Annotated in this window: 15 protein-coding genes; 6 read left to right on the top strand and 9 right to left on the bottom strand. The window is 70.4% G+C overall.

What is annotated here, in order from left to right; translation table 11 throughout:
• Nucleotide 1 precedes the first annotated feature (1 nt).
• Together alkB and ACFPOE_RS04700 are read right to left on the bottom strand one after the other, a co-directional pair.
• Nucleotides 2-664 (bottom strand): DNA oxidative demethylase AlkB, encoded by a 663-nt coding sequence (gene alkB / locus ACFPOE_RS04705; protein ID WP_376848859.1) that lies wholly within the window; start codon nt 662-664, stop codon nt 2-4.
• A gap of 8 nt (nt 665-672) precedes the next feature.
• Nucleotides 673-1,584: a LysR family transcriptional regulator gene (locus ACFPOE_RS04700; protein ID WP_376848858.1), complete on the bottom strand. Its 912-nt coding sequence runs from the start codon at nt 1,582-1,584 to the stop codon at nt 673-675.
• A gap of 152 nt (nt 1,585-1,736) precedes the next feature.
• On the opposite strand from ACFPOE_RS04700, the gene ACFPOE_RS04695 reads away from it, so the two are divergent.
• From ACFPOE_RS04695 to ACFPOE_RS04670, 6 genes are all read left to right on the top strand, one after another.
• On the top strand, nt 1,737-2,720 hold the full coding sequence (locus ACFPOE_RS04695) for a tripartite tricarboxylate transporter substrate-binding protein (RefSeq protein WP_376848857.1): 984 nt from the start codon (nt 1,737-1,739) through the stop codon (nt 2,718-2,720).
• Between the two features lies 1 nt (nt 2,721).
• On the top strand, nt 2,722-3,828 hold the full coding sequence (locus tag ACFPOE_RS04690; protein ID WP_376848856.1) for an aldo/keto reductase: 1,107 nt from the start codon (nt 2,722-2,724) through the stop codon (nt 3,826-3,828).
• Between the two features lie 72 nt (nt 3,829-3,900).
• Nucleotides 3,901-5,559: a UGSC family (seleno)protein gene (locus ACFPOE_RS04685; RefSeq protein ID WP_376848855.1), complete on the top strand. Its 1,659-nt coding sequence runs from the start codon at nt 3,901-3,903 to the stop codon at nt 5,557-5,559.
• Nucleotides 5,559-6,536, top strand: a complete 978-nt coding sequence (locus tag ACFPOE_RS04680) for an NAD(P)/FAD-dependent oxidoreductase (RefSeq protein ID WP_376848854.1) — start codon at nt 5,559-5,561, stop codon at nt 6,534-6,536. Before ACFPOE_RS04685 ends, ACFPOE_RS04680 begins: the two co-directional genes overlap by 1 nt.
• Nucleotides 6,537-6,652: 116 nt before the next feature.
• Nucleotides 6,653-6,874: a hypothetical protein gene (locus ACFPOE_RS04675; protein ID WP_376848853.1), complete on the top strand. Its 222-nt coding sequence runs from the start codon at nt 6,653-6,655 to the stop codon at nt 6,872-6,874.
• A 68-nt stretch (nt 6,875-6,942) separates the two neighbouring features.
• The gene (locus ACFPOE_RS04670) at nt 6,943-7,161 is read left to right on the top strand and encodes a hypothetical protein (protein WP_376848852.1); all 219 of its coding nucleotides are present in this window, start codon (nt 6,943-6,945) and stop codon (nt 7,159-7,161) included.
• Between the two features lie 29 nt (nt 7,162-7,190).
• Here ACFPOE_RS04670 and ACFPOE_RS04665 read toward each other — a convergent pair whose 3' ends face one another.
• The 7 genes from ACFPOE_RS04665 to ACFPOE_RS04635 all read right to left on the bottom strand — a co-directional run bounded on the left by ACFPOE_RS04665 (nt 7,191) and on the right by ACFPOE_RS04635 (nt 13,044).
• Nucleotides 7,191-8,477: an ATP-binding protein gene (locus tag ACFPOE_RS04665; RefSeq protein WP_376848851.1), complete on the bottom strand. Its 1,287-nt coding sequence runs from the start codon at nt 8,475-8,477 to the stop codon at nt 7,191-7,193.
• On the bottom strand, nt 8,477-9,481 hold the full coding sequence (locus ACFPOE_RS04660) for an ATP-binding protein (RefSeq protein ID WP_376848850.1): 1,005 nt from the start codon (nt 9,479-9,481) through the stop codon (nt 8,477-8,479). Before ACFPOE_RS04660 ends, ACFPOE_RS04665 begins: the two co-directional genes overlap by 1 nt.
• Nucleotides 9,466-9,852: an anti-sigma regulatory factor gene (locus ACFPOE_RS04655; protein ID WP_376848849.1), complete on the bottom strand. Its 387-nt coding sequence runs from the start codon at nt 9,850-9,852 to the stop codon at nt 9,466-9,468. Before ACFPOE_RS04655 ends, ACFPOE_RS04660 begins: the two co-directional genes overlap by 16 nt.
• Nucleotides 9,853-9,863: 11 nt before the next feature.
• Nucleotides 9,864-10,247 (bottom strand): STAS domain-containing protein, encoded by a 384-nt coding sequence (locus ACFPOE_RS04650; RefSeq protein WP_376848848.1) that lies wholly within the window; start codon nt 10,245-10,247, stop codon nt 9,864-9,866.
• Between the two features lie 2 nt (nt 10,248-10,249).
• Nucleotides 10,250-11,116 (bottom strand): STAS domain-containing protein, encoded by an 867-nt coding sequence (locus ACFPOE_RS04645; RefSeq protein WP_376848847.1) that lies wholly within the window; start codon nt 11,114-11,116, stop codon nt 10,250-10,252.
• Nucleotides 11,117-11,246: 130 nt separating this feature from the next.
• Nucleotides 11,247-12,317: an ATP-grasp domain-containing protein gene (locus tag ACFPOE_RS04640; RefSeq protein WP_376848846.1), complete on the bottom strand. Its 1,071-nt coding sequence runs from the start codon at nt 12,315-12,317 to the stop codon at nt 11,247-11,249.
• Nucleotides 12,298-13,044 carry a GNAT family N-acetyltransferase gene (locus ACFPOE_RS04635; RefSeq protein ID WP_376848845.1) on the bottom strand — a complete coding sequence of 249 codons (747 nt, stop codon included), beginning with the start codon at nt 13,042-13,044 and terminating at the stop codon, nt 12,298-12,300. Before ACFPOE_RS04635 ends, ACFPOE_RS04640 begins: the two co-directional genes overlap by 20 nt.
• Nucleotides 13,045-13,166 lie beyond the last annotated feature (122 nt).

The raw sequence follows: 13,166 nt of genomic DNA, 5'->3' as shown, positions 1-13,166 counted from the left end.
GTCAGCCGGCCTTGCGCCAGGTAATGTTGATGCGCTGCCGGCCCAGCAGCGGATGGCTCGCTTCCTTCAGCGGTGCAATGCCGTGGTAACGCAGGCGGTCGACCCCGCCCCAGACCACCACGTCGCCATGGAACAGCGCAATGCGCAGCGGCTTGTCGGTGCGTTTCATGCCGCCCCACAGGAACAGCGCCGGGATGCCGAGCGAGAGCGAGACCACCGGATGGTCCAGGCTGCGTTCGTCCTTGTCCTGGTGCAGGCTCAGGCGGGCGCCGGGCAGATAGCGGTTGACCAGGCTGGCATCGGGCTCGAAGCCGGCAAAGCCCGCGGCCTGCGCGGCGCTGCGGGCCAGCTGCCGGAAACTGGCGGGCATGGCGGGCCAGGGTTGGCCGCTGACCGGATCGCGCGCGGCATACCGGTAGCCGCTGCGGTCCGTGGTCCAGCCCAGCGCGCCGGCGTTGGTGAGCGCCACCGACATGGTGAAGCCGCCGGGCGTCTCCATGTGCCGGAACGGCGCGGCGGCTTCGATGTCCTGCAGCGCCGCCAGCAGCTCGCCGACCCAGGGCAGGGCCAGCCCGCGCAGCACGCAGGCCTGCCGGCCGAGCGGTTCGCGCGCACCGGCGTTCGGCGCGTGCTCGCTGTCGAACAGCGGGGCGGTCTGGTCCATGGCGGATGTCATGCGGCTGCTGCGCCGCCATTCTTGCCGATCCCGGCCCAGACCTGGTCGAACTCCTCGACGAAGGCCTTCTCCACCACCGACATCGGCCGGTAGCGGTTGCGGATGATGCGCACCGGCAGCTTCTCGGCCGACTGGAACGGCCGCACTTCCAGGCCGGCCAGCAGGCCGCCGGCGATCGCCGCTTCGTCCACCACGGCGACGCCGACGCCGGCCTGCGCGAACCAGCAGGCGGTGGTGGAACTGATGCACTCGAAGTCGCGGTGCATGGCTGCGCCGGCGGCACCGAAGGCGCGCTCGAGGGTCTGGCCGAAGGGCACGCTTTCCGGCGCGGAGATCACCCGTTCGCCGGCCAGGTCGGCCGGCCGCACCAGCTTCTTCCTGGCCAGCCGGTGGTCGCTGCGCATCACGCAGGCCAGGCCGCACTGGTAGCTGCGCACGGTCGCGAGGTTGGGGTTGTCGTGCGGCGCCAGCGCGATGCCCAGGTGGGTCGAGCGGTCCAGCAGCGTCTGGTTGATGATGTCCGGCGACACCACCTGCACCCGGCACTGCAGGCGCGGGAACCTGGCATACAGCCGGGCCACGGCGCGCGAGACCAGGTAGGGCGCCAGGCTGGCCGAGCAGACCAGCCGCAGCGTGGCCTGCGCGCCCGAGGACAGCTCGCGCGTCACGTCGCGCACCTTCTCGACGCCGCGCCAGAGCTGGTCGATCTCGGCATGCAGCTGGTGCGCTTCCGGGGTCGGAATCAGCCGGCCCTTGAGCCGCTCGAACAGCACCAGCCCGCTGGCCTTGCCGGCCTGGGCCAGCACCTTGCTGACCGCGGGCGGCGACACATGCAGCAGTTCGGCCGCGCTGTTGACGCCGCCGGTGAGCATCACGGCGCGGAACACTTCCATCTGGCGCAGGTTCATCGGGCTCCCAAGGTGTTAACCGCAGTTTAACAATGAGAGCGTTCTTTTCAATTGACGGCCGGGCGCCGCCAGCGAATCATCGGCTCCAGTTGCCATTAACCGAACCGCGCCGAAGCGGTCGCCACCAGCGGCAGGCCCGCAGGAGACAAAGCATGAACCACAACCCCGGCAGAAGGCGCCTGGTCGCCGCCCTGGCCGCTGCGCCGGCCCTGGTCGGCGCGCCCGCGCTGGTGCGGGCGCAGTCCCGGATGCTCACCATCTTCCTGACGGTGCCGCCCGGCACCTCGTCGGACACGCTGGCCCGCATGCTGGGCGACCGCCTGCACAGCCGGCTCAATCGCACCGTGATCGTGGAATCCAAGTCCGGCGCCGGCGGCCTGGTCGCGATCCAGGCGCTGAAGAACCAGGAAGCCGACGGCTCCTACCTGATGATGGCGCCCAATTCCGCGGTGTCGCTGCTGCCGCTGTTCTCCAGCAAGCCGACCTTCGACCTGGACAAGGACCTGCAGCCGGTGGTGGAGTGCGCCAGCGCCCCGACCGCGTTCACCGTCAATCCGGCGTCGGGCGTCGCCACGATGGCCGAGTATGTCGAGTCGGTGCGCAAGAGCCCCAAGCAGGGCTCGATCGGCGTGCCCAGCCCGGTGAGCATGGGCGCGCTGGTGATCTACCAGCTGGGCAAGCAGCTGAACCTGCCGCTGCAGGCCGTGCCGTACCGCGGCGGCGCGCCGCTGCTGGCCGACCTGCTGGGCAACCAGGTCCCCTGCAGCGGCTCGATCCTGCCGGACTACCTGGAGATGCACCGGGCCGGCAAGCTGCGGGTGCTCGCCCATTGCAGCGACAAGCGCTCGCCGCTGGCGCCGGACATCCCGACGCTGGCCGAGGCCGGCTACCCGGGCTATGTCGCCGTGACGTCGTTCGGGCTGTATGCGAAGGCGGGCATTCCCGCCAACGTCGCGGCCGACTATGCGGCCATCGTCAACGAGGCGCTGGCCAGTGCGCCGGTGGTGGAGTCGCTGCACCGCATGGGCCTGGTGCCGGTGGGCGGCACGCCCGAGCAGTTCAAGGCCAAGGTGCTGGCCGACCGCGCGCGCTGGGCGCCGGTCATCAAGGAATCCGGGATCCGGATGGACAGCTGACATGGAAGACATCCAGCAGCGCGTCACGGCCATCGGCCTGACGCCGAAACAGACCAACGGCATGCAGTACCGGCACGTCGGCCGCTCGGGACTGATCGCCTCGGCGATCGGGGTCGGCTGCTTTGCGTTCGGCGGCTACGTCGACCAGGCCACCACCTGCGCGGTGGTGGACCAGGCGCTCGACCTGGGCATCAACTACTTCGACACCGCCAACAGCTACGGCATCGGCAAGTCGGAAGAGGCGCTGGGGACGGCGCTGCAGGGCGGCAAGCGGCAGCAGGCGCTGATCGCCACCAAGTTCGGCAACCGCACCGGCGACGGGCCGAACGACATCGGCGCCTCGCGCATGGCCACCATCCGCGCCTGCGAGGACAGCCTGCGGCGCCTGCAGACCGACTACATCGACCTGTACCAGCTGCACTGGCCCGACCACGCGACGCCGATCGAGGAGACGCTGCGGGCGCTGGACGACCTCGTCACCGCCGGCAAGGTGCGCTACATCGGCGCTTCCAACATGTTTGCCTGGGAGCTGTGCGAGGCGCACTTCACCGCCGAGAAATACGGGCTGGGCAAGTTCATTTCGGCGCAGGACCACTACAGCCTGCTGTACCGCGACATCGAGAAGCGCTTCGAGCCCTTCTGCGTCAAGTACGGCATCGGCATGACGCATTACTTCCCGCTGGCGGCCGGCATGCTCACCGGCGTGCACCAGCGCGGCGCCATCGTCGCCGGCTCGCGCCAGGACCGGAACCCGAACACCGCCGCCTGGCAGTCGGACCGCAACTGGGACGTGACCGAGAAGCTGCAGGCCTTCGCGCAGCAGCGCGGCTGGACGCTGGCGCAGATGGCGCTGGCCTGGCTGCTGTCGCGGCCGGCGACCTTCACCGTGATCGCCGGCGCCGACAAGCCGCAGCACCTGGTCGACAACGTCAAGGCGCTGGAGATCCGGTTCACGCAGCAGGACCTGGTCGAGATCGACCGCATCACGCTGGTGGACGAGGACCGCTCGGTCGCGCCGCCGTACCGCACGCTGCGGCCGGAGAAGGTCCACGAATTCGAGGCCATGCAACTGGCCCGCGCCGGCGCTCCCAGCCGCGCGGCGCATTAACCCCTCCGTTCGGGCCGAGCCTGTCGAAGCCCTTCGACAAGCTCGGGGCGAACGGTGTCTCAGGAGAAAGAAGTGCTCACCACCGTCAAGAACCAGCAACTCACGGTCCACAACCCGGTCGGCTATCCGCCCAGGGTCAGCCGCAAGCAGCCGGCGCCGCGGCCCTCCAGCCTGGACGGCAAGACCGTCTACCTGATCGACAGCCGCTTCGACGATTCGGTGGAACTGCTCAAGCAGATCCAGGTGTGGTTCGCCGCCAGGATGCCTGGACTCAAGACCGAGCTGCGCTCCATGGCCAGCTACTACGGCAAGGACGATCCTCACCTGTGGGCCGAAATCCGGGCCGCCGGCGGCGTCGCCATCATCGGCGTCGGCCATTGCAGCACCTGCGCGCCGGCCGTGTCCACCCATGCGATCACGCTGGAGACGCAGTACGGCGTGCCGACGGTGGCGATCCACACCGACAAGTTCGTCAAGGTGGTGCAGTCGGTCACCCGCATGGGCGGGCTGGCGATGGCGCCGCTGGTGTTCGTGCCGCAGCCGGTGATGGGCAAGAGCGCGTCCGAACTGTGCGCCTATGTCGAGGGCAACGACCCCTACACCGGCCAGCCGGTGATGAAGGAGATCGTCGATGCGCTCACCAAGGGCCTGGCCGCCGCCGCCCCCGGCGACGAGCCCTATGCGCGCAGCACGCCGCGGCTGGAGGAGCCCGCCACCGAGGACGAACTGCACGCGCTGTTCGAGCAGAAGCTCTGGACCGACCACCTGCCCATCGTGCTGCCGACGGAAGCACGGGTCGCCGCCATGCTGCGCGCCACCAGCCGCAAGCCCGACGAGGTGGTTGGCCGCATGCAGCCCACGCCCAACCGCGGGCTGTGGGAATACACGGTGGAGAAGGTCGCCGTCAACGCGGTGATGGCCGGCTGCAAGCCGGAGTACCTGCCGGTCCTGCTGGCGCTGGCGGCCACCGGCATCTCGGCCCGGGGCAGCACGTCCAGCTCCGCCGCCGCGATGACGGTGGTCAACGGCCCGATCCGCACCGAGATCGGCATGAACTGCGGCATCGGCGCGATGGGCCCGTACAACCATGCCAACGCCACCATCGGCCGCGCCTACGGTCTGCTGTCGCAGAACCTGCAGGGCGGCTCCGTCCCCGGCGAGACCTTCATGGGCTCGATCGGCAGCAACTACACCTACAACAGCATCACCTTCGCCGAGAACGAGGAGCGCAGCCCCTGGGAGCCGCTGCACGTGCAGAAGGGCTTCGGCAAGGAGACGAGCACGGTCACGGTTTTCCATGGCTGCCGTTCGACGACGTTTTGCCTGGGCCTGCGCAAGGAGCACTGGCGCGAGCACGTCAAGGACATGCTGCTGGGCACCGACGCGATCACCGCGCCGGTGCTGCTGCTGGACCCGCTGACCGCGCGCCAGTTCGTCGAGCGCGGCGGCTTCGACACCAAGGACAAGCTGATCCAGTGGCTGCACGAGACCGCCGAGATGCCGGCCGGGCGCTACTGGGACCTGCAGCTGGTGCAGAACTACATCTACACGCGCGCCACCTTCGGCGAGTCGCCCAAGGCCAGATACCTCAACGTGCCCGACGACACGCCGGTGCGCATGTTCGAGGCCAAGGACATCAACGTGCTGGTGGTCGGCGGCGAAGCCAACGGCTACTGGCAGATGATGGGCGCGCACCACAAGGCGACGGTGTCGGTGGACGAGTGGCGCTGATGCGGCAAGTCGATCTCGCCATCGTCGGCGCCGGCGTCGCCGGCCTGTCCGCCGCCACCGTCGCCGCCCAGCATGGCCTGAGCGTGCTGGTGATCGAGCGCATGGGCGCCGGCGGCCAGGTGATGAACGTCGAGACCATCCACAACATGCCGGGCTTTCCGAACGGCATCTCCGGCTTCGAGCTGGGACCGCTGCTGCAGGAGCAGGCGGAAGCGGCGGGGGCGCAATTCATGCTGGACACGGTCGCCACCGTCCGGGCTGCGCCGGTCCTTCGACAAGCTCAGGACGATGGTGAGTCGGGCCCTTCGGCAAGCTCGGGGCAAGCGGCATTTGTCGTCGAATGCGAAGGCGAGTCGGTCCAGGCCCGCGCGGTCCTGGTCGCCGCCGGTTCGATCCGCCGCAAGCTGGGCGTGCCGGGAGAAGAGCTGGAGGGCCGCGGCGTCTCGCACTGCGCCTCCTGCGACGGCCCGATGTTCCGCGGCCAGCCGGTATGCGTGGTGGGCGGCGGCGATTCGGCCTTCGGCGAGGCGGCGGTGCTGGCCGGCCAGGCCAGCCGGGTCACGCTGGTGTTCAGCGGACGGCGGCCCCATGCGCAGAAGCTGCTGGTCGACGCCATCGCCGGCCTGCCGCAGGTGCAGCTGGTGGCGGACTCGGAAGTGACGGCCATCACCGCGCAGGACGGCGTCACCGGCTTGCGGATCCGCCAGGACGACGGCACCGTGCGCGAGCTGCCGGCCCGGGGCGTGTTCGTCTATGCCGGCCTGCAGCCGGCCAGCGCATTCCTGGCGGACACGCTCAGGCTCGACGCCGCCGGCCGCATCCTGACCGATGCGCACTTCGGCAGCTCGGTGCCCGGTATCTTCGCGGCCGGCGACATCCGCGCCGGCGCCGCGTGGCTGCTGGCCAGCGCGGCGGGCGAGGGCGCCGCCGCGGCCGTGGCGGCCTGCCGCTACCTGCAGGAGGACAGCGGCAGCTGAGGCCGGCCGGCGGCCCTCTGCCGCGCCGAAACCAGGTCGGCCGCCGCTCGCGCAGGCAAAAGCGGTATCTAATGGGGCAGTGCCTCGCTGCCAGCGAGGCGGTACCAGGGGCAGCCGTGCTGTTTTTCAACGAATGGAGAGTCGCCGCCCGCGCCGCCTCGGCCGCCGAGCGCGCGGTCTCCGAAGCCTTCATGCTGTTCTTCAACGGCAAGGGACCGGCGCCATCGGAGGAGCAGGTGGAGCTGGCCAAGCGCAGCCGGGAACTGGCCGACGACCTGTTCAACGTGGCCTGCCGCGACTGGGGCGACCACCGCGGGCGCCCGCCGACCCGCGACTGAGCGCCGGCGCGGCGTTTGTGCCGGCCGGCCGGGCAGTGTGTAATGCCCGGAACGACCGGAGCCGCCCCGTGCTGTTTTTCAACGAATGGAGAGTCGCTGCCCGCGCCGCTTCGGCCGCGGAACGCGCGGTGACGCACGCCTACATGCTGTACCTCGGCGGCCACGGGGAGCCGCCCACGGCGCAACTGATCGACGCCGCCAAGCGCAAGCGCGCCCTGGCGGACGACCTGTTCAGTGTGGCGCTGGAAAGGTGGCGCGAAGGCGGCCGCGGCCCGCTGCGCGATTGAGCGGGCGCGTTGCCGCGGCCCGCCCCGGCTCAGGCCATGGCCTGGCCGGCCTTCTGCAGCAATGGCAGGGTGATGGTGAACTCGCTGCCCCGGCCCAGGCCTTCGCTGGTGACCGAGATCGAGCCGCCGTGGTCGCGCACCAGCCGGTCCGCCAGGGTGAGGCCGACGCCCAGGCCGGCCTGGTCGTCGGACGAGCGGCTGCGCGCCTGCACGAACATGCCGAACACCTGCGGCAGCATCTCGGCGTCGATGCCGGCGCCGTTGTCCCTGACCGCGATCAGGGCCTTGGTGCCGATGGTGCGCAGCTGCACCTCGATGCGCCCTTCGTCCGGCGTGTACTTGGCGGCGTTCTGCAGCACGTTGCCCACCACCTGCAGCAGCCGCGAGGAGTCGCCGTGCACCCACAGGTCTTCCTGGGTCGGCGTGAAGGCGACGGCGTGATGCCGGGCCTGGATCGCGGCGGCCGTCATCTCCAGCGCGTCCTTGACCAGCGAGTTCAGCTCCACCGGCGAGGCCTGCAGTTCCACCTTGCCCTTGTCGACCCGGGTGACGTCGGTGAGGTCGTCCACCAGCCGCACCAGGTGGGTGATCTGGCGCGCCATCACGTCGCTGCGCTGCACCAGCTCCTCCGGCGAGATGTTGGCCTTGCGGCGCAGGATGGCCAGCGTCATGTTGAGCGTGGCCAGCGGGTTGCGCAGCTCGTGCGCCAGGATCGCGAGGAACTCGTTCTTGCGCAGGTCGGCCTGCTCCAGCACCAGTTGCCGGCGGCGCGTTTCCTCCAGCGCCTCCATCATCTCTCGGTTCTGCTGCTCCAGTTCTTCCATCGCGCTGCGCGGCTTGCGCGTGACCAGCTCCTCCACCCGGGCGTTGACGTCCTGCACCGACAGCAGCCTGGCGCTGCGCGGCAGCGCCATCTCCATGGTGACGACGGTGCCGCCGCCGTCCGGCGTGCGCAGCACCATGTGGTCGACCAGCCGGCGGGCGCCGACGATGCCGGTGACGCCGTTGACGGCCTTGTCGCGCCGGTGCAGCCCCTGCGACACCAGCTGCAGGTTGTGGATGCCCGGGCCCTTGTCGGTGATCTCGGCCACCAGCGCCTGCCCGGCGCAGTGCAGCGACTGGGTGTCGAACAGGAAGGTCAGCGCGCCTTCGCCGGCGTACTGCGCGGTGTTGCGGGCGATCTCGGAGACGGCCGTGACCAGCCGGGTGCGCTGCAGGGTTTCCAGCCCGAACAGCTCGCCGACCTGGCGGGCGCGCTCGCGCGCCAGCGTCAGGCTGTGCGGTCCGATCTTGACTGTGACGAGGCGATGGCGCATCAGCTTCTCCTGGCCACCAGGATGGTGGCGTCGTCGGTGTCGCGGGCATGGTCGCGGAACAGGACCGAGGCGATCAGGCTGGGGTGGCGCGACAGCAGCCCCGGATAGCGGGCCGGGCCCCAGCGGCCCGACAGGCCGTCGGTGTAGAGCACGGCCACCGCGGTCGGCTCCCACGGCACGGTGTGGGTGCGGGTGGCGCGCATGCGGTAGCCGACGGTGCCCTCGATCGACAGCAGGTGCCTGGACTCGGTCCCGAGGTGGACGGCGGCGGCGATGTTGCCGATGCCGCAGTAGTCGGCGGTGTTGGCCTGCCGGTCCAGCGCCAGGATGCCCATCACCGCGCCGCGGGTCTCCTTGAGCTCTTCGTGGGCCTTGGCCATGATCCCGGCCGGCGTGTCGGCCGGCCCCGCCGCCTCGAACACCGAGATCGCCCGGGCCGAGGCGCGCGCCGCCAGCGGGCCGTGGCCCAGGCCGTCGACGATGCACAGCAGCTGGCGGTTGCCGAAGTCGCGCACGCTCCAGGCGTCCCCGCATTCGACCTGCCCCTTCTTGGGCGTTGAGCGAACCGCGAATTCGAAGGGGGCGAGCGCCGCCACCGGTTTGCGCGGCGCCGCATGGGCCACCCGCGCCACCATCGCGGTGCCCTGGCCGGACACGCTGTAGACGTCGAAGAAGGTGGACGAACGCATGATCACGCCCAGCCCGATGCCCAGGCTGCCGGCCGTGGAGTGGCCGTCGCGGGTGGCTGCGACGAAATCGGCGAAGCCCGGGCCGCTGTCCACCGCCAGCAGCTGCACGCCGTGCTGCTTGCCCTCGACATAGCGCGTGAGCGTGACCGCGCCGCCCTTGCCGTACTTGACCAGGTTGCTGGACAGCTCGGTGGCCACCAGCGCCAGCTTGCCGCTCTCCGGCTCGGTCAGGTGTTCGGCGCGCGCCAGTTCCGCCGCGACGCGGCGCACTTCCGCGACCTGGCTGGCCTCGTGGACTTCTATCGTCGTTTCCATTGGCGGATCGTGATGCGCGTGCCCAGCCCGGGCTGGGACGCGATGTCGAATTCATTGACCAGCCGGCGCGAGCCGCCCAGTCCCAGTCCCAGGCTCTTGGCCGAGCTGTAGCCGTCGGTCAGGGCCAGCTCGATGTCCTCGATGCCCGGGCCGGTGTCCTCGAACACCAGCTGCAGGCCGGCGCGCATGTCCTGGCGCAGCTCGCCGATGGTCATGGTGCCGCCCTTGCCGTGCACCAGCATGTTGCGCCCCAGTTCGCTGGCGGCGGTGACCAGCTTGGTCCGCTCCAGCGAGCTGAAGTCCAGCCGCGTGGCCCATTCCAGCACCAGCCGGCGCGCCGCATGCAGCTGCTCCAGCGTGCGGATCGGCACGCCGGCCGTTTTCAGGCCGCTGATGGAGCTTCTCCTGGCTCGTCCAGAGACTCGCGCAGCAGCCGCATTCCCTTGTCCACGTTCAGCGCGGTCTTGATGCCGGCCAGCGTCACGCCCAGCTCCACCAGCGTGATGGCGACGGCGGGGCGCATGCCGGTCAGCACCGTGGTGGCGTCCATCACGCGCGAGATGCCGGCGATCTGCGCCAGCGCGCGGCCGATGAAGGAGTCGACGATCTCCAGCGCCGAGATGTCGATCAGCACCCCGCGGGCGCCGGTCTTGGCCAGCTTGGTGGTCAGGTCGTCCTGCAGCGTCATCGCCAGCTCGTCGTGCAGCTCCACCTGGATGGTGACCAGCAGGAAGTGGCCCAGCTGGAGGATCGGGATCTGTTCCAAGGTCAGCTGCCCATGGCGGCGGGGGCCGGCAGCCTGACGATCGACAGGTTGCTCTTCTTCAGGGCCACCCGCAGCGCGTCGGCCAGGTTCGACTTGGTCGTGACGTCGCCCAGTTCCACGCCGAGGTGGACGATGGTCTGCGCGATCTGCGGGCGGATGCCGGAGATGATGCATTCGGCGCCCATCAGCCGGGCGGCGGCGACGGTCTTGAGCAGATGCTGCGCCACCAGCGTGTCCACGGTCGGCACGCCGGTGATGTCGATGATGGCGACCACCGCTTCGTGTTCGACGATCGCCTCCAGCAGGCTTTCCATCACCACCTGGGTGCGTTCGCTGTCCAGCGTGCCGATCAGCGGCACGGCGACGATGCCTTCCCACAGCTTGATCACCGGGGTGGACAGGTCCAGCAGCTCCTGCTGCTGGCGGTCGATCACCTGCTCGCGGCCCAGCTGGTAGGCCTCGATGGTGACCAGGCCCAGCTTGTCCAGCATGGTGGAGACGCCCCACATGGATTCGTTCAGCGCCTTGGGGTCTTCCTCGTAGGCCTTGCGCAGCGCCGCGAACAGCGGCTGCTTGAGCGAGAACACGAAGGTCGCGGTTTCGGAGGAGGAGAAGCCGGCGATGGCGCGGTTCTTCGACAGGTTGGACAGCAGGGCGCGCACGTCGTCCCAGTGCGGGCCGCTCAGTTCGTCGTCGTAGCCGTGCTTGACCGCCATCGACAGGCCGGACAGGAAGGAGCGCGACTGTTCCTGGACTTCGTTGGCGTCGAGGGTGCGGCGGCCGCTGAGCGTGAGCTGGGAGTCGACCCAGCTGCCAAGAATCGACGATTCCTGGTTCTTGAGGATGGCGGTCAGGCCTTGGGTGTTCACGGAGCGTCCTTCTGTTCAGCACGCCGTTGGCAACGGACAGGTCGGTGAACAGCCGCGATTATGCGCCTCCACCCGCTGAGCTCAGGCCTCAGGGGGGATCGCAAAACGGGATTGCTGCTCAAAGGTGGCCTCAGTTGGACGGAGGGTAGGCGTCCAGCAGTTTCTGCTGCATGAAGTGCAGCCGCGCCAGCTGCCACAGGCCGATCGGCTGGTGGCCGCGCCGGCGGTTGGCCGCCGCGATCCGGAACAGCGTGCGCTGCTTGGCGAAGATGATGCGCAGCGCCCGCACCAGGCCGAAGGCCGGGTCCCAGGCCTCGATCGCTTCCGAGCCGGCGCCGTTGACCTCCATGATGCGCACCCGGCCGGCGCGCAGCGCGTCCAGGCCGTCGAAGCGCACGTCGAAGCGGCCGAAGTGGAACTGCGCCATGTCGCGCGCGATGCCGTCGATGCGCGTGGCCAGGGCCGGCGTGATGCAGGCCGAGCCGTCGCGGTACAGGCCGCCGACTCGGGTGGAACCGATGGTGGCCAGCCGCACCCGCTCGCCGGCCGCCGGCACCCGCGCGCCGTCCAGCGCCAGGCTGTGGCCCGCGTGGCGCACCCGGCCGGCGCGCGGATCGGCCGCGATCAGCGCGTCGATCGAGGAAATGCCGTCGCCCGTGACCTGCGGAAAGTAGCGCAGCGCCAGGCCGATGATGCGGCCCTGGGCGGCGCCCGGATCGCGGGCATAGAAGATGCCGGCCTCGCCTTCCTCGGCGAGGTATTCCTGCAGCACGATCGCCTGCTCCGCCGGAAAGTCGGCGATGTAGCGGGCCAGCTCCGGCTCGCTGTCGATGCGCCGCACGCCGAAGCCGCACATGCCCAGGTCCGGCTTGGCGATCAGCGGATAGCCGATGCCTTCCTGCGCCAGCGCCGCGCGCACCGTCGCGAGCGAGCCGCGTGCCTGCGCGGGCAGGGCGCAGTGGCGGGCCGTGGCCGACATGGCGAGCGCGCCCATGCTGCGGAAGTATTCGAGCTTGGTTTCGCCCACCAGGCCGCCGGAGGTGATCGCGGGGTTGGCCGCCGAGGGCAGCGTCAGGCTGCCGTGGCGCAGCGCCAGCCACAGCCACTGCAGCACCAGCGGCACGCAGATCAGCCACTTGGGCATGCGCTCCAGCGTGCTGCGGGCGCCGCCGGCGCCGCGCTCAGGCAGCGGCGAGGCCACGGCGGTAGCGCGGGGGCAGGTCGGCCAGCCGCACCAGCAGCGGCAGGTCGGCGCTGTTGAAGTGCGGGTCCCAGGCCGGCGGGCCGAGCACCCGCGCGCCCAGGCGCAGGTAGCCCTGGATCAGCGGCGGCGGTTCGGCATCCAGGTGCTGCAGGTCGCGCTCGGCCGGCAGCGGCAGCGGCCGGCGCGGCGCGATGCGCAGCGGCGACGCCGCCATGTGGGTGCGGCGCAGCCGGTTCCAGACACCGGCGGCGGCCGTGCCGCCGGGGCTGAGCGGGATGCTGGCACAGCCGATCATCGTGTCCAGTTTGTTGTGCGCCATGAATTGCGCCAGCGCGCCCCACAGCGCCAGGATGACGGCGCCGCGCCGGTGCTGCGGATGCACGCAGCTGCGTCCCAGCTCCAGCATGCGGGAACGCAGCGGCGCCAGCGGCGCCAGGTCGAACTCGCTGTCGGCGTAGGTGGAGCCGGCGCGCCGGGCCTGCGACGGCGTCAGGGCGCGGTAGGTGCCGATCACTTCGCCGGTTTCCTCGTCGCGCACCAGCAGGTGCTCGCAGAAATCGTCGTAGCGGTCGACGTCGTGGCCCGGCAGCGCGGTCTGCAGCCGCGCCCCCAGTTCCCCGGCGAACACGGCGTGGCGCAGGCGCTGCGCCTGTCTGACTTCATCGCCGTGCCTGGCCCACGCCACCGACAGGCCGCGGGTCGCGACCACTCCCTCGTTGTTCATCGGTTCGAGCATAGGGGCTCGCCGGCCGCGCGGCTGTCGGACGAAACCGTGACTGCCGCGTCCAGCAAGGATGAGGCAGCGGCCTACACGCCGCGGCGGCGGATGCGGCGAATATCGGCCAT

The organism is Caenimonas terrae (genome assembly GCF_042655405.1).
Lineage (GTDB): Bacteria > Pseudomonadota > Gammaproteobacteria > Burkholderiales > Burkholderiaceae_C > Ramlibacter > Ramlibacter terrae_A.
The sequence above is the reverse complement of the archived record's forward strand: the minus strand, read 5'-3'. Positions and strand labels throughout refer to the sequence as shown.